This is a genomic window from Cupriavidus sp. L7L (genome assembly GCF_004353535.1).
In the GTDB taxonomy this organism is placed as follows: domain Bacteria; phylum Pseudomonadota; class Gammaproteobacteria; order Burkholderiales; family Burkholderiaceae; genus Cupriavidus; species Cupriavidus oxalaticus_A.
Genome location: NZ_SMNY01000021.1, coordinates 108,856 through 127,130, shown reverse-complemented (window position 1 = coordinate 127,130; position 18,275 = coordinate 108,856). Strand labels below are relative to the sequence as shown.

16 protein-coding genes and 1 pseudogene are annotated in these 18,275 nt (G+C 67.5%); 9 read left to right on the top strand and 8 right to left on the bottom strand.

The window, feature by feature from the left end; genetic code table 11:
* The 6 genes from E1J61_RS19505 to E1J61_RS19480 all read left to right on the top strand — a co-directional run.
* Window positions 1–848 (top strand): flagellar M-ring protein FliF C-terminal domain-containing protein (locus E1J61_RS19505; protein ID WP_305791060.1); only part of this gene is annotated, 848 nt, incomplete at its 5' end.
* Window positions 835–1,857, top strand: coding sequence for a flagellar motor switch protein FliG (gene fliG, locus E1J61_RS19500; RefSeq protein WP_133095669.1), 1,023 nt, complete (start codon window positions 835–837; stop codon window positions 1,855–1,857). The genes E1J61_RS19505 and fliG, both read left to right, overlap by 14 nt.
* Window positions 1,850–2,701 (top strand): flagellar assembly protein FliH, encoded by an 852-nt coding sequence (fliH, locus tag E1J61_RS19495; RefSeq protein WP_371704452.1) that lies wholly within the window; start codon window positions 1,850–1,852, stop codon window positions 2,699–2,701. Before fliG ends, fliH begins: the two co-directional genes overlap by 8 nt.
* Window positions 2,694–4,175: a flagellar protein export ATPase FliI gene (gene fliI / locus E1J61_RS19490; RefSeq protein ID WP_243736926.1), complete on the top strand. Its 1,482-nt coding sequence runs from the start codon at window positions 2,694–2,696 to the stop codon at window positions 4,173–4,175. The genes fliH and fliI overlap by 8 nt, the downstream gene beginning before the upstream one ends.
* On the top strand, window positions 4,153–4,605 hold the full coding sequence (gene fliJ / locus E1J61_RS19485) for a flagellar export protein FliJ (protein ID WP_133095667.1): 453 nt from the start codon (window positions 4,153–4,155) through the stop codon (window positions 4,603–4,605). The genes fliI and fliJ overlap by 23 nt, the downstream gene beginning before the upstream one ends.
* 36 nt (window positions 4,606–4,641) lie before the next feature.
* The gene (locus E1J61_RS19480) at window positions 4,642–6,078 is read left to right on the top strand and encodes a flagellar hook-length control protein FliK (RefSeq protein WP_133095666.1); all 1,437 of its coding nucleotides are present in this window, start codon (window positions 4,642–4,644) and stop codon (window positions 6,076–6,078) included.
* Between the two features lie 84 nt (window positions 6,079–6,162).
* Here the strand turns inward: E1J61_RS19480 and argC are convergent, their stop codons facing one another.
* On the bottom strand, window positions 6,163–7,092 hold the full coding sequence (gene argC, locus E1J61_RS19475; RefSeq protein ID WP_133095665.1) for an N-acetyl-gamma-glutamyl-phosphate reductase: 930 nt from the start codon (window positions 7,090–7,092) through the stop codon (window positions 6,163–6,165).
* Between the two features lie 128 nt (window positions 7,093–7,220).
* Between argC and E1J61_RS19470 the strand changes: the two genes are divergently transcribed.
* The gene (locus E1J61_RS19470) at window positions 7,221–8,105 is read left to right on the top strand and encodes a LysR family transcriptional regulator (protein WP_133095664.1); all 885 of its coding nucleotides are present in this window, start codon (window positions 7,221–7,223) and stop codon (window positions 8,103–8,105) included.
* 218 nt (window positions 8,106–8,323) lie between these two features.
* On the opposite strand, the pseudogene E1J61_RS19465 reads toward E1J61_RS19470, so the two are convergent.
* The 4 genes and pseudogenes from E1J61_RS19465 to E1J61_RS19445 all read right to left on the bottom strand — a co-directional run.
* A pseudogene (locus tag E1J61_RS19465) lies at window positions 8,324–9,517 on the bottom strand (2-isopropylmalate synthase); the annotation flags it as partial.
* Between the two features lie 27 nt (window positions 9,518–9,544).
* Complete coding sequence (locus tag E1J61_RS19460) at window positions 9,545–10,639, bottom strand: amino acid dehydrogenase (protein ID WP_133095662.1); 1,095 nt, start codon at window positions 10,637–10,639, stop codon at window positions 9,545–9,547.
* Window positions 10,640–10,908: 269 nt separating this feature from the next.
* Entirely contained in the window at window positions 10,909–12,306 is a 1,398-nt protein-coding gene (locus tag E1J61_RS19455; protein ID WP_133095661.1) for an amino acid permease, read from the bottom strand.
* Window positions 12,307–12,684: 378 nt separating this feature from the next.
* Window positions 12,685–12,987, bottom strand: a complete 303-nt coding sequence (locus E1J61_RS19445; protein ID WP_240745746.1) for a hypothetical protein — start codon at window positions 12,985–12,987, stop codon at window positions 12,685–12,687.
* Window positions 12,988–13,125: 138 nt separating this feature from the next.
* Here E1J61_RS19445 and alkB point away from each other — a divergent pair, with 138 nt between their 5' ends.
* Entirely contained in the window at window positions 13,126–13,788 is a 663-nt protein-coding gene (gene alkB, locus E1J61_RS19440) for a DNA oxidative demethylase AlkB (protein ID WP_133095660.1), read from the top strand.
* Between the two features lie 92 nt (window positions 13,789–13,880).
* Complete coding sequence (locus E1J61_RS19435) at window positions 13,881–14,366, top strand: GFA family protein (protein ID WP_133095659.1); 486 nt, start codon at window positions 13,881–13,883, stop codon at window positions 14,364–14,366.
* A gap of 49 nt (window positions 14,367–14,415) precedes the next feature.
* On the opposite strand, the gene cysK is transcribed toward E1J61_RS19435, so the two are convergent.
* The 3 genes from cysK to E1J61_RS19420 form a co-directional block, all read right to left on the bottom strand.
* Entirely contained in the window at window positions 14,416–15,333 is a 918-nt protein-coding gene (gene cysK, locus E1J61_RS19430) for a cysteine synthase A (RefSeq protein ID WP_133095658.1), read from the bottom strand.
* Between the two features lie 186 nt (window positions 15,334–15,519).
* Window positions 15,520–16,137 (bottom strand): DUF938 domain-containing protein, encoded by a 618-nt coding sequence (locus E1J61_RS19425; protein WP_133095657.1) that lies wholly within the window; start codon window positions 16,135–16,137, stop codon window positions 15,520–15,522.
* A gap of 113 nt (window positions 16,138–16,250) precedes the next feature.
* Window positions 16,251–18,239 (bottom strand): PhoX family phosphatase, encoded by a 1,989-nt coding sequence (locus E1J61_RS19420; RefSeq protein WP_133095656.1) that lies wholly within the window; start codon window positions 18,237–18,239, stop codon window positions 16,251–16,253.
* Between the last annotated feature and the right edge of the window lie 36 nt (window positions 18,240–18,275).

Here is an 18,275-nt window from a genome sequence, read left to right as displayed (position 1 = left end):
AGACCAGCGAGTCGAGCCAGCAGGGCGCGACGCCGCCGGGCGGCGTGCCGGGCGCGCTGTCCAACCAGCCGCCCGCTGCCGCGGTCGCGCCGGTGACCACGCCGCAGACGCCGCGCGCGGGCCAGGCGCCTGGACAGGCCGGCGCCCCCGCTGCCGGCCAGCCGGGCCAGGCAGGGCAGGCGGGCCAGCAAGGCCAGGCCGCGCAAGGCGCGCAGGCCGGCACGGCGAGCGGCCCGAGCAGCAACCGCCGCGATTCCACTGTCAACTACGAGCTGGACCGCACCGTGCGCCATGTGCAGCAGGCACCGGGCGGCGTGCGCCGGCTGTCGGTGGCGGTGGTGGTGAACTACCGCCAGGCGGCCGATGCCAAGGGCAAGATGGTGGCGCAGCCGCTGCCGCCGGCGTTGCTGGCGCAGATCCAGAACCTGACCAAGGAGGCGATGGGCTTCTCGTCCGATCGGGGCGACTCGATCAACGTGGTCAACAGCCCGTTCACCGTGGACCGCGAGGTCACGCCGGAAGTCCCGCTGTGGAAGCAACCTGAAATGATCGATCTCGGCAAGACCGGCGCGGGCTACCTGCTGCTGGCACTGCTGGCGCTGTTTGCGTGGTTCAAGGTGGCGCGCCCGATCCTGCGCCGCTACACCACGCCGCCGCTGCCGGCACCGGAAGCCAGGGAAGAGACCGAGGCCGTGCTGCTGTCGCCGGAAGAGCCCGCCAATCCGGAAGTCCTGCGGCTTGCCGCCAAGTATGAAAGCGACCTCGCGCTGGTGCGTGACGCCGCACAGCGCGACCCGCGCCTGGTCGCCAGCGTGATCAAGAACTGGATTGCCAATGACAACCGCTAAGGCCATCTCCAAGGAAGTCTCCGCCAGCGGCCTGCAGAAGAGCGCCGTGCTGATGATGGCGATCGGCGAGGATGCCGCGGCCGAGGTGTTCAAGCACCTGTCGCAGCGCGAGGTGCAGGAACTGGGCGCTGCCATGGCCTCGCTCAGTTCGGTCACGCGCGAGGAAATGGCCGGCGTGCTGGGCGAGTTCCGCTCCGAGACCGAGCAGTACCTGGCACTGAACGTCGATTCCAGCGCCTTTATCCGCAGCGTGCTGAACAAGGCGCTGGGCGAGGAGCGCGCGCAGTCGGTGATCGAGGACATCCTGGAGTCGCGCGACCCGGGCAGCGGCATCGACTCGCTCAACTGGATGGACGCGACCTCGATCGCCGAGCTGATCCGCGACGAGCACCCGCAGATCATCGCCACCATCCTGATCCACCTGGACCGCCAGAAGTCGTCGGAGGTGCTGGGCCTGTTCACCGACCGCCTGCGCAACGACGTGATCCTGCGGATCGCCACCTTCGGGGGCGTGCAGCCGGGCGCGCTGCAGGAGCTGACCGACGTGCTGACCAAGCTGCTGGCCGGCCAGAGCCTGAAGCGCAGCCGCATGGGCGGCGTGCGCACCGCGGCGGAGATCATCAACCTGATGAGCACCGCGCACGAAGAGGCGGTCATCGACGGCGTGCGCCTGCACGACGGCGACCTGGCGCAGAAGATCATCGACGAGATGTTCCTGTTCGAGAACCTGCTGGAGGTCGACGACCGCGGCATCCAGCGCGTGCTCAAGGAAATCGCCACCGAGTCGCTCATCGTCGCGCTCAAGGGCGCGCCGTCGGAATTGCGCGACAAGTTCATCCGCAACATGTCCACGCGCGCCGGCGAGATGCTGCGCGAGGACCTGGATGCGCTCGGCCCGGTGCGCGTGTCGCAGGTCGAAGCCGAGCAAAAGGCCATCCTGCAGGTGGTGAGACGCCTGGCGGATGCGGGCGAAGTCCAGATCGGCGGAGGCGACGATGCCTATGTCTGATGCATTACCCGAGCGCGGCCTGAATGCACAGCACGCACCGAACGCACCGAACGCACAGCACGCGCCGAACGCACTGAGCGCACGCCGCGCGGTACGGAGCGATCCCCCTGACAGCGCGCACGGCGGCTTCGCGCCGTTCGAGCCGCCGCGCCGCGCGCGCGGGGGTGGCGCCGGCTGGCAGCGCTGGCAGATGGGCTCGCTCGACCCGCGCGATGCGCGCAATAACGCGCCCGAGACGCCTGCCGACCTCTTGCCGGCCGAGCCCGCGCCGCCGCCGATCGATTTCGCGGCGCTGGATGCGATGCGCGAGGGCGCGCGCAAGGAAGGCTATGCGCAGGGCTACACCCAGGGACAGACTCAGGGCTATGGCGACGGCCACCGCGAAGGCTATTCGCGCGGGCTGGAAGCGGCGCGCAACGAGGCCGCGCAGCTGCAGGCGCTGGCCACCAATTTCCGCAGCGCGCTGGCGGGCGTCGACGATCAGGTCGCGCGCGCGCTGGTGACGCTGGCGCTGGATGTGGCGCGCCAGCTGGTGCGCACCACGGTTGCCGGGGATCCCTCGGTGCTGCTGCCCGCCGTGCGCGAGCTGCTGGCCAGCGAGCCCGCGCTGCAGGGCTCGCCCAGCGTGCTGCTGCATCCTGACGACGTGGCGCTGGTCGAGGCGCACCTGCAGGGCGAACTCGAAGCCGCGGGCTGGACCGTGCGCCCGGATCCGACGGTGGCGCGCGGCGGCTGCATTGCCAGCGCCGCCAGCGGCGAGCGCGACGCGACGCTGGCCACGCGCTGGACGCGCGTGGCCAAGGCGCTGGGGCGCGACGATCCGTGGGAGCCGCCGCATGACTGAGGCCGCCGCACCAGTCGCACAAGCCGCGCCGGATGGCGCATCGATCCGGCATACGCAACGCTGGATCGGCGCGCTCGAAACCGCATCGGCCGGCATTGCCGGCCTCGACAGCAAGCGCAGCTGCGGCCGCCTGACGCGTGCCGCGGGGCTGGTGCTCGAGGCCGTGGGCCTGCGCCTGCCGGTGGGCAGCGACTGCCTGATCGAACTGCCCGCCGGTCAGTTCAGCGCCGACAGCAACGCACCCCGCACCGCCGAAGCGGAAGTGGTGGGCTTCGGTGCCGACCGCCTTTACCTGATGCCGCAATCCGACGTGGTCGGCCTGCTGCCGGGCGCCCGCGTCTATCCGCTGGAGCCGTCGCCGCAGCCGGCCGGCACCGCCGCGCCGCGCGAGCCGGGCTCCAAGCGCCTGCCCGTCGGCGCGGGCCTGCTCGGCCGCGTGCTCGATGCCGCGGGCCGCCCGCTCGATGGCCTGGGCCCGCTGGCCGCGGCGATGGAAGTGCCGCTGGCCGGCGAGCAGATCAACCCGCTGATGCGCGCACCTATCGAAACCGTGCTCGATACCGGCGTGCGTGCCATCAACGGCATGCTGACGGTGGGGCGCGGCCAGCGCATGGGCCTGTTCGCGGGCTCGGGCGTGGGCAAGAGCGTGCTGCTGGGCATGATGGCGCGCTACACCAGCGCCGACGTGATCGTGGTCGGCCTGATCGGCGAGCGCGGCCGCGAGGTCAAAGAATTCATCGAGAACATCCTGGGGCCGGAGGGCCGCCGCCGCTCCGTGGTGGTGGCGGCGCCGGCCGATTGCTCGCCGCTGCTGCGCATGCAGGGCGCCGCCTATGCAACCCGGCTCGCCGAGTATTTCCGCGACCAGGGCCAGCACGTGCTGCTGATCATGGATTCGCTGACGCGCTACGCCATGGCGCAGCGCGAGATCGCGCTGGCGATCGGCGAACCGCCCGCGACCAAGGGCTATCCGCCGTCGGTCTTCGCCAAGCTGCCGACGCTGGTCGAGCGCACCGGCAATGGCCCCGAGGGCGGCGGCTCGATCACCGCGTTCTACACCGTGCTGACCGAAGGCGACGACCAGCAGGACCCGATCGCCGATTCGGCGCGAGCGATCCTGGACGGCCATATCGTGCTGTCGCGCAGCCTGGCCGAGTCGGGGCACTACCCCGCCATCGATGTCGAGGCCTCCATCAGCCGCGCCATGACCGCGCTGATCCCGCATGAGCAGTTCGCCTCGGTGCGCCGCTTCAAGCAGTTGATGTCGCGCTACCAGCGCAACCGCGACCTGATCAGCGTGGGCGCCTACGTGCCGGGCAACGATCCCGAGCTGGACCTTGCAATCCGGCTGCATCCGCGCATGGAAGCCTTCCTGCAACAGGATATCCACCAGCGCGCCGGCTACGACGACGCTATCGCCCAGCTGCACAGCCTCTTCGACAGGAGTGATCATGGCCAAGCCTTCACCGCTTAATACCCTGGCGGGCCTTGCCCAGAACGATACCGACGCCGCCGCGCGCGAACTCGGCCGGCTGCAGGGCTCGCGCACGCAGGCGGAGCAGCAGCTGAACCAGCTGACGCAATACCGCCACGAGTACCGCGCGCGCATGCAGGCCGTGGCCGCGGAGGGCATGACCTCGAGCCGCTGGCAGGACTTTTCGCGCTTCCTCGACTCGCTCGACCAGGCCATCCGCCAGCAGACCGCGGCGCTGGCCAAGGCCGAAGCCGACCTCCTGGCCGGGCGCACCCGCTGGCAGCACCAGAAGCGCCGGCTGAATTCCTTCGACACGCTGATCGCGCGGGCCGAGGCCAGGGAAGAACAGGTCGCCGCGCGCCGCGAGCAGCGCGCCAATGACGAATACGCGGCCCGGCTGGCACGCGCCGCCGCCACCCGGCTTGGCTAAGCCGCGACCGCTACCGGAATTCCGCAGCAGGACGACATGATCGATATCAGCCAGATTGTCAGCAACACCGCCAATGCCGCCAAGGCGGCTGCCAGTGCAACCGAAAGCACCAGGCGCGCCAGCAGCGACACCAGCGGCTTCGGCGACGCACTGACGCGTGCCCGCGAAAGCAGCCCGCAGCAAGCCCCGGCAACAAAGGCCCGGGACGCAGACGCCGGGCAGGAAAGGTCCGCGAGCCAAGAACAGCCAGCGCCGGAGCCGGCACGCGCCGGCACCGGCAAGCCGCAGGCGGCGCCGGCGGGCAAGCCGGCGGCCGCCGACAAGGCCAAGGAAGACGATGACAGCGCTGTTGCCGCCGATGCGGCAGCCGCAGCAGCCGCCGCGGCGCTGGCATTGCTGCTGCCGGCAACGGCCAAGGCAGCATCCGCAGCGGCCGGCGCAGCGGTCGGCTCGGCCGCCGACGCAGGCGGCAACGCCGCCCTGCAAGCCGCGCTGGCCGGCGCCGCGCAGCCGGCGGCTGCCGGCGCATCCGACGTTGCCAGCGCCCAGGCGACGGCGTTGCGGGGCGACGCCGCCGCATTGTCCGACACGCTGCAGGTCGTGACCGCCCAGGCCGCGCCGGCCCAGCCTTCAGTCGCCGACACGCTCGCCACCATCGCCTCGCAACGCGCCGCGATGCAGGGCAGCACGCCGGCCGCCACGGACGCCAGGTCGGGCTCTGCCCTCACGCAATCCGTGCCAGCCGCCAGCATTCCGGCGCAGCAGGACAACGCCGGCCAGCAGCCCGACAGCGGCATCGGCCAGCTCCGCGCCGATCCGCTTGCCGCTGCCAATGGCGCCGGCGAAGCGCGTCCGGCCGCCAGCTCTTTCGCCGCCGCGCAAGCCGCGGCGCGCGCCACCGAGGCCGCCACGGTGTCGACCAGCGCCGACAACGCGCCCGCCCTGGCCGCCACGCTCGCCGGCCAGCACACGGCCCAGGCCTCGGCGGCTGCCGCGGCCGCAACCGCTCGCCCGATGGTCGCCCCGGCGCTGTACGACAGCCAGTGGCCGCAGGCCCTGGGCCAGCAGATGCTCCGCCTCAGCACCCAGGGCACGCAGAGCGCAGAGCTGCAACTGAACCCGCCCGACCTTGGCCCGCTGAAGGTCGTGCTCAACGTGGTCAACGACCAGGCCCAGGCGCAGTTCGTCTCGCCGCACCAGGCGGTACGGGCCGCAGTGGAAGCGGCGCTGCCGCACCTGCGCACCGCGCTGTCCGAAAACGGCATCCAGCTGGGACAGACGTCGGTCGGCGCCGACGGCTTTGCCAACCAGGCCGGCAACGGGCAGCAACAGCAGCAGGCGCCGGGCAACGGGCACGGACAACCGGCCTTCGGCACGGCCAGGCTAGCCAGCTTGGAGAACACCGCACCGGCGGAACCGGTAGTCCGGTCTGCACGGGTGCCGGCGCGCGGCGAGATTGATACGTTCGCCTGATTTTTTTAGGGAGGTGTCGGGCGTTCAGGCACCACCGGAACACAAAGGCCGCCGGTTTCAGGCGGCCTTTGTGTTCATCGGCCACTATTGCTGCGTGAGCATCAGGTTCAGGTTTTGAACCGCGGCGCCGGATGCGCCTTTGCCAAGATTGTCGAAAACCGCGGACAGCAGGACGTGCCCGTGTTCCATGTTTGGAAATACGCTTAAGTGCATGTCATTCGTACCGTTCAGCACCTGCGGGTCCAGGTGTTCCAAAACGCGCGATTCGTGCAACGGCAGGACATGTACATGGGCCGCCCCCGCATAGTGGCGGGCGAGGCAAGCGTGGAGCGTGGCGCCATCCACGTCGGGGGCCAGCAGCCCCAACGCGAGGGGCACCGTCAGCACGATGCCCTGGCGGAACGCCCCATACGCGGGAACGAAGATCGGACGCTGCGCGAGCCCGGCATGCTGCTGGATCTCCGGGGGGTGCTTGTGCGCGAGTTCCAGGCCATACACCTGGAATGCCGGCGCGCTGACGGCATCCGGCCCCTCATACTCCTCCACGCCGGCACGCCCGCGTCCGGAGTAGCCGGACACCGCATGAATGCTGACCGGGTAGCTGGCTGGCACAAGCCCGGCCTGCACCAGGGGACGCAGCAGGCCAATCGCACCGGTCGGATAGCAGCCGGGATTGGTGACCCGTCGCGCGTTCGCAATGCGCGCGGCCTGTCCCGGTGTCATTTCCGGAAAACCATATGTCCAGTCCGGATGCGTGCGGTGGGCTGAACTTGCGTCGATCACCCTGACGGCGGGATTGACGATGGCGTTCACCGCCTCGCGCGCGGCGGCATCGGGCAAACAGAGGATGGCGATGTCGCAGGCATTGATGGCTTCCGCACGACGCCGTGGGTCCTTGCGTTCCGACGCGTCAAGCGTGAACAGGCTGAGGTCGGTCCGGCCGCGCAGCCGTTCGTGGATTTGCAACCCGGTGGTGCCTTGGTCGCCGTCGATAAAAACCAGGGGGGAGCTCATGCGAGGAATACTCCGGTGACTGAAGGGGGTAACACGTCGTAGGAGCCCCAATCTTCCATGGAGCACTAGAATAATGAAAGTTGAATTTCACAACGCTGACATTCAGCTTTCCTGAATCCGGAGCCGACATGCGAGAGATCAGCCTGGACCGCCTGCGCACGCTGGTCGCCATTGCCGACCATGGCTCATTCGCCGAGGCGGCGCGTGCCTTGCACCTTGCGCCGCCCACGGTCAGCCTCCACATCGCTGACCTGGAACGACGCATCGGAGCACCGCTCCTGTCGCGAAAACGCGGACAGGTAAGGCCGTCGGCGATCGGAGAGGTGCTGGTGGAGCGCGGGCGTCGGCTGCTGGCCGATGCGGAGCAGGCGCTGGACGATATACAACGACAGGTGGAGGGGCTCGAAGGGCGCGTCCGGCTCGGTGCGTCGACTGGCGCGATCGCGCACCTGCTGCCGCAGGCGCTCGAGGTGCTGCGCCAGCAGCATCCCGCCATCGACATCCAGATTGCGGTCCTCACTTCGCAGGAAACACTGTCCCGGCTGGCGGACGGCACGCTGGATATCGGGCTGGTTGCACTGCCTCAGCCGCCGGTGGCCGGACTGGTGATAAAGCCCTGGCGCCGCGACCCCGTGATGGCCTTCGTGCCGGCGCATTGGCAGTGCCCGGCCCGCGTCACGCCGGACTGGCTCGCCGCCCAGCCTCTGATTCTTAATGATGCGACCACTCGCCTCTCGCGTCAGACTGCGGAGTGGTTCGCGGCCGCGGGACACCATCCCGCACCACGCATTCAGCTCAACTACAACGACGCGATCAAGAGCCTGGTCGCGGCGGGTTACGGCGCGGCGCTGTTGCCCCACGAGGCCACCACGCCATTGCCGGACAAGCGCATCGTCATGCGTCCGCTGCGCCCGGCGTTATGGCGTCGGCTCGGCATCGCGCATCGTGCGGGGTACGTTGAACGCTCCACCCAACACGTACTGGATGCGCTGTGGGATCTGCGATTGGTGTAGTAGTTGCCAGTCGCAGCTTCGGTTCGCTACCCGTGTTTTAGCCACCCGCCCGCGTACTGGTGTGCGTGCTGGCGCCAGAGGTTAGCGGATACCGGAATTCCGGTGTCGGCTTGTCCCGACGTTCGGCGATCCGTACAGGGGGCGCTGTCCCCAGCGCCGCCTGTGGCAGCTGCCGGCGACGTGGCCGGCCCCGCTTCTCAGGCGCTGAATGTGCGGGATTCCGCCACGCCAAAGGCAATGTCTCTCAGATCATCATCGGTGATCTCGGGCTTGGTATCCGCCAGTCGCTTGAAGCGGGCGAAGGCGGCGGATAGCATTTCGTCGTCGCGAAAATGCATGCCCAGCTCCTGAACCCTGTGCCTGAAAGCATTCCGACCAGAAAGCTTGCCAAGCACGAGCGCGCCTTTGTCCCATCCGACGTCTTCCGGTCGCATGATTTCATAGGTCTCGCGCGCTTTCAGGATGCCATCTTGATGAATACCGGAAGCATGGGCGAAGGCATTTGCACCAACCACCGCCTTGTTGGGTGGAACGCTGAATCCCGTGGCCTCGGAGACAGCCCTGGACGCAGCGAGCAAATGGGCGGTGTTCACTCCAACATCTAGTCCGAACAGGTCGCGCCTGGTCTTTACTGCCATGACGACCTCTTCCAGGGACGCATTGCCTGCGCGCTCGCCAAGCCCGTTGATGGTGCATTCGATCTGACGCGCGCCACCATGTCTGACGGCCTCTAGCGAGTTGGCAACGGCCAGGCCGAGATCATTGTGGCAATGGACTGACCATACGGCCTTGTCGGAGTTGGGAATACGCTCGCGAAGCTTCCTGAGTCCTTCGGCGAATTCGGCGGGCATGGCATAGCCAACGGTGTCGGGGAAGTTGATCGTGGTCGCCCCTTCGTCGATGACACCCTCGATCACGCGACAGAGGAAATCCGGGTCCGATCGACTCCCATCCTCAGTGCTGAATTCCACGTCGTCCGTGAATTTTCGCGCGAAGCGGACAGCAGTGCGGGCCCGCAGAGATACCTCCTCCGGGGTCATGCGCAGCTTCTTCTCCATGTGCAACGCTGACGTTGCAATAAAGGTGTGGATGCGGGATCTTCTCGCGCCGCTCAGCGCATTGGCGGCTCTCTCGATATCCCGCTCGTTGGCACGGGCAAGCGAGCAGATCACGCTGCCTTTTACTTGCCGGGAAATCTCCTTGATGGCGTCGTGGTCGCCATCCGAGCTGGCTGCAAAGCCAGCTTCGATGACATCGACGTTCAGGGCGTCCAGCTGTTCCGCGATCGCGATCTTCTGCCTGATGGTCATCGCCGCGCCGGGCGACTGTTCGCCATCGCGCAGGGTGGTGTCAAAGATGACGAGCTTGTCGCCGGCGCTGGCCGAACTGTGGGGCTTCGGGTGTCCGTTCATATACCTTCTCCGGGTCGGGGTGACAGCTCAGTGCAACCCGATGCCGTGCGACAACAGCTCGTGCGCCCACTTCACCGCCTCGCGTGCCGGCGCCTCGCCTGTCGACTCTACGCGTTGCGCGAGCCTGAGCACCCGATCGCGGATACCGGCCACTTCGTCGCGAAGGGCTGAATCGTCGACGCCGCCGAGGTATTCCCGGGCGCAACTTACGATGCCACCGGCATTGATGAGGAAATCCGGCGCATAGAAGATGCCGCGCTGATGCAAGGTGTCGCCTTCGGCCAGTGAAGCGAGTTGGTTGTTTGCGCCGCCGGCGATGATCTGGAAGCGGCAGCTTTCGGCCACGGCCGGGGTGATGACGGCACCCAGCGCACAAGGTGCAAATACGTCGACATCCGCGCCCGTAATGGCTTCCGGCGATACGACGTGTGCGCCAAATTGCTGTTGCGCCTGCGATGCGCGCCCGGCATCGATATCCGCCACGGTCAGGTCCGCACCCGCCTCATGGAGGCGGCGGCAGAGTTCCCAGCCTACCGACCCCAGTCCCTGGACGGCCACTGACAGCCCCGCGAGCGACTTGCGGTCCAGGCGGTACTGCGCCGCCGCCTGAATACCGACGAACACGCCATAAGCTGTCCACGGCGAGGGGTTGCCACCGAATCCGCCGTCGCGCGGCATGCCGCTAACGTAGCCGGTCTCGGCCTGGACGGCGCGCATGTCGTCCACCGTCGTGCCCACGTCTTCAGCCGTGATATAGCTGCCTCGCAGCGACTCCACCATGCGGCCGAATGCGCGGAAGAGCTGTTGGCGGTCCGTCTGCGCCGGCGAGCGCAGGATCACAGCCTTGCCGCCGCCGAAAGGCAGCCCGGCGAGGGCGTTCTTGTAAGCCATGCCCTGCGACAGGCGCAGGGCGTCGGACAGCGCCTCGGTCTCGGCGGAATAGGTCCAGTACCGGCAGCCGCCGAAGGCGGGGCCCAGTCTGGTGTTGTAGATGGCGATGATGGCCTGCAGGCCGGATTGCGGATCAGTGGCGAGCGTCACGCGCTCGTGGGACAGGCCTTCGCCAGTGCCGAACAGGCGGACAGCGGCCGCGTGGGTACGGTCGTTCAACTTCTTCTCCATGACGTGGGGAATGCAAAGCTGTAGCTCTGCCTTCCTTGGCACACCGCCTGGGTTGCAGTGCGGTGCGGCTTTGATGGGCGCGGAGCCCCCATCGGGTGCGGCGGCGGGCGATTGTGTCGCGCCAGCGCCGGGTTGGCATCTTACTCAGATCCGGGCGTGGAAGCGGTTGGGGTTTTCGCTTACCCCAAGGTTGGCCTCTACATCCATTCACACGCTTTTCAGTGGCAAACGGTGGCGTCCATGCAGGCTTCTACGGCCGGCCCCGCGTGCTACCTGGTGCCACCGTGCAGCACCGCATTGCGGCGCGCGTACAGAAAGTAGACCGACAGCCCGATCCCGAGCCACGTGAGGAAGGCGACCCAGGTCAGCGCTTGAAGGTGCGCCATCAGGAACAGGCAGAAGCCAACCGATAGCAGCGGAACCACCGGCACGCCGGGGCAGCGAAAGGCCCTCTTCAGTTCGGGACGGGTCCGGCGCAGTACCAGCACCGCGATTGAAATCAGCGTGAAGGCGGCGAGCGTGCCGATATTGATCAACTCGGCCAGCACATTGAGCGGCACGAAGGCGGCGATCATCGCGAACACAATGCCGACGGTCCACGTGGCAAAGAACGGCGTGGCGTGCAACGGGTGCACCGACGACAGCTTGGCGGGCAGCAGGCCATCGCGAGACATGGCAAAAATCACGCGAGTCTGGCCAAAGGTCATCACCAGGATCACTGTGGTCATGCCCAGAATAGCGCCCAGGTCGACAAAGCCGGCCACCCAGTTCTGTCCCGCGTACTGCAGCACCAGCGACACGGGATGGTCGACGCCGGCGAACTTGGTGAAGGGGACGACGCCAGTCATGATGGCCGCGACTATCACGTATAGCACTGTGCAGACCGTCAGCGAGCCGATGATACCCACCGGCAGGTCGCGGTGCGGATTTCGCACTTCCTCGGCGGCGGAGGTCACCGCATCGAAACCGATGAAGGCGAAGAAAACCAGCGCCGCCGCATTGAAGATGCCGGATACCCCGAACGGCGCGAATGGCTGCCAGTTGGCCGGCTTGACGTGCCAGACGCCGACCGCGATGAACAGCACCACCACCGCAATCTTGATCGCCACCATCACGTTATTGAGTCGGGCCGACTCCCGCACGCCGCAGGACACCACCCAAGTGGTGACTAACATGATCAGGAAAGCCGGCAGGTTGAACAAGGTGGTCACGCCTGGCACCGCCCCCGGAGCTGCCGTCAGCGCCGTCGGTAAATGCAGGCCGAAACCTGCCACCAGCGACTGGAAGTATCCCGACCATCCTACCGAAACCGCCGAGGTAGCCAGACCGTATTCGAGCAGAAGGTCCCAGCCGATCATCCAGGCGATGATCTCGCCCAGAGTCGCGTAGCTATACGTATAGATCGATCCCGACACCGGGATGGCGGAGGCGAACTCGGCGTAGCACAGCGCGGCGAAGCCGCAGGCCATGGCCGCAATGACGAAAGACACGGTCAGCGCCGGGCCCGCGGTCAAAGCGCCGGTGCCGGTCAGCACAAAAATGCCGGTGCCGATGATGGCGCCGATGCCCATCAGCACGAGGTCCATCGGACCCAGCACCTTCTTCAGGCCGCCGGCGTTGCAGTCCACCAGCATTGCGTCAATGTCTTTGGTTCGGAACAAGCTCATATAGGGGTCTCCTTCATGTGCTGCCGAGCGTTCGCACGAGCCCGCGCCGGGTGGCGACGAGTCATGCGGGCGCGCGGCTTCCGGGGAGCGTGCTGCCGGGGTCGACAGCACGGCTTGCCGGCACGCAGGTCGCGCACCGGCCCCGGTATTTGTTGGAATTATCCGGACCGATCAGGCCGCGGGGACACGGAGATAAAGCCGGAACCAGCGCATGGTGCCGCTCATGTAGACGCGGGCTTTTTCGAGAGTGTCTTAGTCGTCCAGGCTGGTCGCGGCCAGGGCTTCGCGCAAGTTGGCGATAGTGAGGTAATCACGATGTCTGTCTCCGCATGCTTCTTTTGTCTGGGGAGTGTAGGAAGCGTCCGCGCCATCGTAAAATCAAAAATTCCAACACCTGATATGCTCGGAACGAATAGCGAAAGGATAGTCGCGGCCAAGCCTCCGCGAGGCGCCGGGCGCGATCTTGTTTTCCACCACAATCGCCTGGCCCAATTCACGGCTGGCCGCCTCAGCCAGTGCGCGCGTCACCTGGTCGGTGACGCCACCAGCGCCATAAGGGACGATGAGCCGGATCGGGCGGGTCGGGAAATCGTCGGCAGCCAGTGCCTGCGTGCCGAGAGGTGCCGTCAGCGCGAGGCCGGTGGCAGCCAGTGCGATGCGCAAAATGCGACGTCGTTGCATCAGGGTTGTCTCCTTCCATGTCCGCCGGATCTGTCATGTCCGGTCTGCGAGGTTGTCCGCATTGGGGACTGACGCGTCCTTCAGTGCTAAGTTATTGATTTTTCCGCACGCGCGGTCCGACGCGTCTATCCTCAGGCCATGACCTTCGACCTCTTCGACAACCTCCACGACACCGCCCCTGCCGATTCTGCGCCCGAGCCCCTGGCGGACGGCGCAGTGGTGCTGCGCGGCCTGGCGCGCGCGGATGCAGAGGCCCTGCTCGCCGACGTGCAGGCGGTGATTGCCGCGGCCCCGCTGCGCCACATGGTGACGCCTGGCGGCCTGACGATGTCGGTGGCGATGACGAACTGCGGGGATGCGGGCTGGGTCTCGGATGTCCGCGGCTACCGCTATGACCGCACGGACCCGCTGAGCGGCCAGCCCTGGCCGGCGATGCCGCCGCGATTGCGCGCACTGGCGGCCGAAGCGGCGGCGCAGGCCGGCTTTGCCGGCTTCGCGCCCGATGCCTGCCTGGTCAACCGCTATGTGCCGGGCACGCGCCTGTCGCTGCACCAGGACCGCGATGAACGCGACTTCGGCGCGCCGATCGTATCGGTCTCGCTGGGCTTGCCAGCGGTATTCCTGTTCGGCGGCATGCGCCGCGCGGACCGGCCGCAGCGCGTGCGGCTGGCGCATGGCGACGTGGTGGTGTGGGGCGGCCCGTCGCGGCTGGCCTTCCACGGCGTGGCGCCGCTGGCCGATGGGGATCATCCGCTGCTGGGACGCGCGCGCGTCAACCTGACGTTGCGCAAGGCGCTGTGACGCGAGCCTGGCGCGGCTTGGTTTTGCACTTTGGGCAGGGTTTTCTACAGTCAAGGGACTGCCGAAAACGCCAACGCGCAAAGGATCCCACCATGCATCTCGAAGGCTCCTGCCATTGTGGCGCCGTCCATTTCTCGCTGGAATCGGACTCGCCGTGCCCGTACATGCACTGCCATTGCTCGATCTGCCGCAAGACCGCCGGCGGCGGCGGCTATGCGATCAATATCGGCGGCGATGCCGCCACGCTGCACGTGCGCGGGCGCAAACACCTGGGCATCTACCACGCGGTGCTGCGCGAGCCGGGCAAGCGCGCGCGGCGCTCGCCGGCACAGCGGCATTTCTGCGTGAAGTGCGGCAGCGCGCTGTGGCTGTGGGATCCGCGCTGGCCGGAGCTGGTGTATCCGCATGCCTCGGCCATCGACACGCCGCTGCCGCGCCCGCCCGAGGTGGTGGAAGCCTCGCTGGAATCCGCCGCGCCATGGGTCGATGTGCCCAAGGGCAAGGGCCACGTGCGCTGCGACACGTGGCCGGAGGAATCGCTGGCCGACTGGCACAAGCGCCACGGCTTGTCCTCCTGACGGCGCCCATCCCCCACTGCCTGGCGCGGCCTCGCTGCCGGCCAGTGGCTCAGGCCGGCAGGAAACCCTCCACCGTCAGGTAGCGTTCGCCGGTGTCGTAGTTGAAGCCGAGCACGCGCGCATTGGCGGGCAGCTCCGGCAGCTTCTGCGCGATCGCGGCCAGCGTCGCGCCGGACGAGATGCCGACCAGGATGCCTTCTTCGCGCGCGCAGCGGCGGGCCATCTCGCGCGCGGGTTCGGCATCGACCTGGATCACGCCGTCGAGCAGCGCGGTGTCGAGGTTCTTCGGGATAAAGCCCGCGCCGATGCCCTGGATCGGATGCGGTGCCGGCGCGCCGCCGGAGATCACCGGCGAGGCCACCGGCTCGACGCCGAAGACCTTGAGCTGCGGCCACTTGTCCTTCAGCACCCGGGCGCAGCCGGTCAGGTGGCCGCCGGTGCCGACGCCGGTGATGAGCACGTCAAGCCCTTCGGGGAAGTCGTTCAGGATTTCCTGCGCGGTGGTGCGCACGTGCACGTCGATGTTGGCGGGGTTCTCGAACTGTTGCGGCATCCAGGCGCCGGGCGTGGCGGCAACCAGTTCCTCGGCACGCGCGATCGCGCCCTTCATGCCCTTCTCGCGCGGAGTCAGGTCGAAGCTGGCGCCGTAGGCCAGCATCAGCCGGCGGCGCTCGATCGACATGCTGTCCGGCATCACCAGCACCAGCTTGTAGCCCTTGACCGCGGCCACCATTGCCAGGCCTATGCCGGTATTGCCGGAGGTCGGCTCGATGATGGTGCCGCCCGGCTTCAGCACGCCACGGCGCTCGGCGTCTTCGACCATCGACAGCGCAATGCGGTCCTTGATCGAGGCGCCCGGATTGCTGCGCTCGGACTTGATCCAGACTTCGTGCCCGCTGCCGAACAGGCGGTTGATGCGGATATGCGGGGTATTGCCGATCGTCTGCAGGATGTTCTGGACCTTCATCGTGTTCTCCGTGGCGGGCGCGGCGCGGCAGGGCCCTGGGGGCAACGGCGTCGCTGGATCGAAATGAACGGAAGATTTTAGTGCAAAGCGGCCACGGGGCCCGTGGCGTAGGATGGTGCCCCGCTGCGCTTTCCGCTTTCGCGCTTCCGGTGTTCCACCCTGCGCTTTCACGCGCCGCGCATGCGCCTATTTGCGGAACACCAGGCTGAAGTTGTTGGCCGGCATCGGCACCGGCTCGTCGCAGCGCAATCCCTGTGCGGCGCCCAGCGCAACCACGTCCTCCATGTCGCGCACGCCCCAGTCAGCGTCGGTGGCGCGCAGCTGGGCGTCGAAGGCGGCATTGCTCGGCGCGGTATGTGCGCCGCCGCGGCGATAGGGACCATACAGGTAGAGCACGCCGCCAGGCTTCAGCAGCCTCCCTGCGCCTGCGAACAGTGCTTCGGCCGCGGCCCACGGCGAGATATGGAGCATATTGATGCAGACCATCGCATCGGCCGCATCGATGCCCCAGGGCTGGCGGCACACGTCAAGGTCCAGCGGCGCGCGCACATTGGCCAACCCCGCATGCGCGGTCCATGCGGCGATCGATTCACGCGCGGCACGGTCGGGATCGCTCGGCTGCCAGGTCAGGCCTGGAAACGCCGCGGCAAAGTGCGCCGCGTGCTGGCCAGTGCCGCTGGCGATTTCCAGGACCGTGCCGCTGGCGGGCAGCACATTGCGCAGCACCGCGAGGATGGGCTCGCGATTGCGCTCGGTGGCGGGCGCCATGCGGCGTGCGTCGGGGTCGTGGGTCTGGTCGGTCATGGCGACTGGCTCGTTTGCCGGGTGAACGGCTAGCGTAGCAGAGTCTGCGCGGACCCGGGATGCACTGGCGGCGGCCAAGGCCGCCGCCTTCATGCTACAGCGCCCGCTTGCGGTCAGGCCTTCGCCAGCTTCACGCCCGTCGGGTCGCCGGTCAGGTACCCCACCGCCGCGCCGAAGCGGTCCTTGTAATTGGCACGCACCAGTGGGTCCAGCGTCGGCTTGACCACGTCATGCAGCGGCGATTCCCAGTCGCCCACGTGCTGGAAGTTGCTCATCACGTAGGTCCAGCCGTTGATCTCGTCCACCGCATGCAAGCCGGTCGACTCGGCGCCGGCCGGGCACGACAGCACGCGGCTGAGCACCTTGGTGTCGACGTTGTAGGCCCACAGGAAGTTGTTGACGTGGGTGTTGCTGTCCTCGCCGACGAACAGCGTGCGCAGCTTCTCCGAGAACTTGAGGTTGTCGGGCGTGGCGACCTTGTCCGGGTTGGCGAAGTTGCCGAGCGCATCCTGCTGCTTCATCTTGCCGCCGCCGAGGTCTTCGCTGACCAGTGCCGGCACCGCGGCCATGTCGACCGGCACCCATTCGCTGTTGATGGCGTTGCCGCTCTTGTCGGTCTGTCCGCCTTTCAGGTTCAGCTCATAGACGGCGCCGGAGTACGGGCCTTCGACCTGGATGTCGCCCTGGTTGGCGGCATTGCCGGTGAGCATGCTCGACTCGATGCGCGACATCGCCGAGTAGGCCTTCTTGTCCTTGATGTTGACCGTGGTGCCTTCCATCTTGGTAAAGCCCAGGCTGCCGCCGACCAGCGCGGCGTAGCGGTGGGTTTCCAGGTAGGCCGCGGCCTTTTCCATGCCCGGCACCAGCTTGATCCAGTTGGCCTTGCCGTTGTACAGGATGCGGGTGTAGCTGCTGTCGTTCGGGTTGACGGTCTGCACGTCCATGATGTCGGCCAGCCTGATGCCGCCATCGACCAGCGCGCGGATCTCGGCACTGGTGGCGCTGCCCAGCTTGATCCACGACAGCGTGGCGCTGCCCGGGCCGACGCCCGAGGTCTGCTGCCACTTGCCCACGTACAGCGAGCCGCTGGAAAGGTCGCGCGCGTTGTCGGCGATAAACATGAACAAGCCGCCGTTGGTGGCATCGTCGCCCATCAGCACGGTGCGCTCGTCGGGCATGACCTGCACCAGTTCGTGCGAGATGCGGCCCAGGCAGTAGTGCTTCCTGATGGTGCCGGTGCCGTCGGGGTTGACCGTCACTTCGGGCAGGTGGCCATAGTTGTAGGCATTGGCCCTGGCGGGGTCGCCATACAGGTTCTGGCTGTAGCCCTGCAGTTGCGTGACCGCCGCGGCGTCCTTCAGGTCGGTCTCGTACTCTTCGCTCGACAGGTGGGTGTTCCACGGCGACAGGCTCGCGCCGCAGGTGATCCACAGGCCGTTGACGCCGGAGGTATCGACGTTGTGGTACTTCACCGGGGTCAGCTTGCCGGTGGCCGGGTCCTGGTCCAGCGTCACGACAGCGATCGGCGACGGCAGCAGGCCGTACATGCTGGTGTTGTTCTGGTTGCGCGAGGTGTACTCGAACTGCACCACCGCAAACACGGTATTGCCCTTGACGCCGGGCACCGTCGGGTTGGCCAGCTTCAGCAGCGAGCTGCCGTCCGGTGCGTCGGAGAAGAACTGGCGTTCCTTGCCGGCCACGGAGGTGTCCATGATCGGCTGGTTGTTGATGTTGTAGTAGCCGCCGGCCACGATGGTGCCGCCCTTGCCGTCCGGCAGCGTGTCGCCGGTGACGAAGAACGGCTGGTAGGCAAGCTTGTAGGTGGTGCTGCTGCCGTCGCTGAACGACACCTTCAGGCTCGAGCCGACGGTGGTGGTCGCCATCGCGGCGGCATCCGACAGCGTGGGCGCGCTCATGGGAATGAACTCGGCCGTGGTGAAGGTGGCGCCAGGCGCCGGGCCAGTGGCGGGCGCGGCCACGGCATCGTCGCTGCCGCCGCAGCCGGCCAGCAGGCCGGCGGAAGCCAGGCCAAACGGAAGCATCGGCGCGCCCGCCAGCAGTTTCAGGGCCTTGCGGCGGCCAGCATCAGGTTGTTGTTGCATGGTTTTATCCGGGGAAAGGGATGGATCTGGTTTTTT

Coding starts and splice junctions, on each gene's coding strand:
- fliG (WP_133095669.1), top strand. CDS start 835: ATGACAACCGCTAAGGCCATCTCCAAGGAAGTCTCCGCCAGCGGCCTG.
- fliH (WP_371704452.1), top strand. CDS start 1,850: ATGTCTGATGCATTACCCGAGCGCGGCCTGAATGCACAGCACGCACCG.
- fliI (WP_243736926.1), top strand. CDS start 2,694: ATGACTGAGGCCGCCGCACCAGTCGCACAAGCCGCGCCGGATGGCGCA.
- fliJ (WP_133095667.1), top strand. CDS start 4,153: ATGGCCAAGCCTTCACCGCTTAATACCCTGGCGGGCCTTGCCCAGAAC.
- E1J61_RS19480 (WP_133095666.1), top strand. CDS start 4,642: ATGATCGATATCAGCCAGATTGTCAGCAACACCGCCAATGCCGCCAAG.
- argC (WP_133095665.1), bottom strand. CDS start 7,092: ATGAGCTCCCCCCTGGTTTTTATCGACGGCGACCAAGGCACCACCGGG.
- E1J61_RS19470 (WP_133095664.1), top strand. CDS start 7,221: ATGCGAGAGATCAGCCTGGACCGCCTGCGCACGCTGGTCGCCATTGCC.
- E1J61_RS19460 (WP_133095662.1), bottom strand. CDS start 10,639: ATGGAGAAGAAGTTGAACGACCGTACCCACGCGGCCGCTGTCCGCCTG.
- E1J61_RS19455 (WP_133095661.1), bottom strand. CDS start 12,306: ATGAGCTTGTTCCGAACCAAAGACATTGACGCAATGCTGGTGGACTGC.
- E1J61_RS19445 (WP_240745746.1), bottom strand. CDS start 12,987: ATGCAACGACGTCGCATTTTGCGCATCGCACTGGCTGCCACCGGCCTC.
- alkB (WP_133095660.1), top strand. CDS start 13,126: ATGACCTTCGACCTCTTCGACAACCTCCACGACACCGCCCCTGCCGAT.
- E1J61_RS19435 (WP_133095659.1), top strand. CDS start 13,881: ATGCATCTCGAAGGCTCCTGCCATTGTGGCGCCGTCCATTTCTCGCTG.
- cysK (WP_133095658.1), bottom strand. CDS start 15,333: ATGAAGGTCCAGAACATCCTGCAGACGATCGGCAATACCCCGCATATC.
- E1J61_RS19425 (WP_133095657.1), bottom strand. CDS start 16,137: ATGACCGACCAGACCCACGACCCCGACGCACGCCGCATGGCGCCCGCC.
- E1J61_RS19420 (WP_133095656.1), bottom strand. CDS start 18,239: ATGCAACAACAACCTGATGCTGGCCGCCGCAAGGCCCTGAAACTGCTG.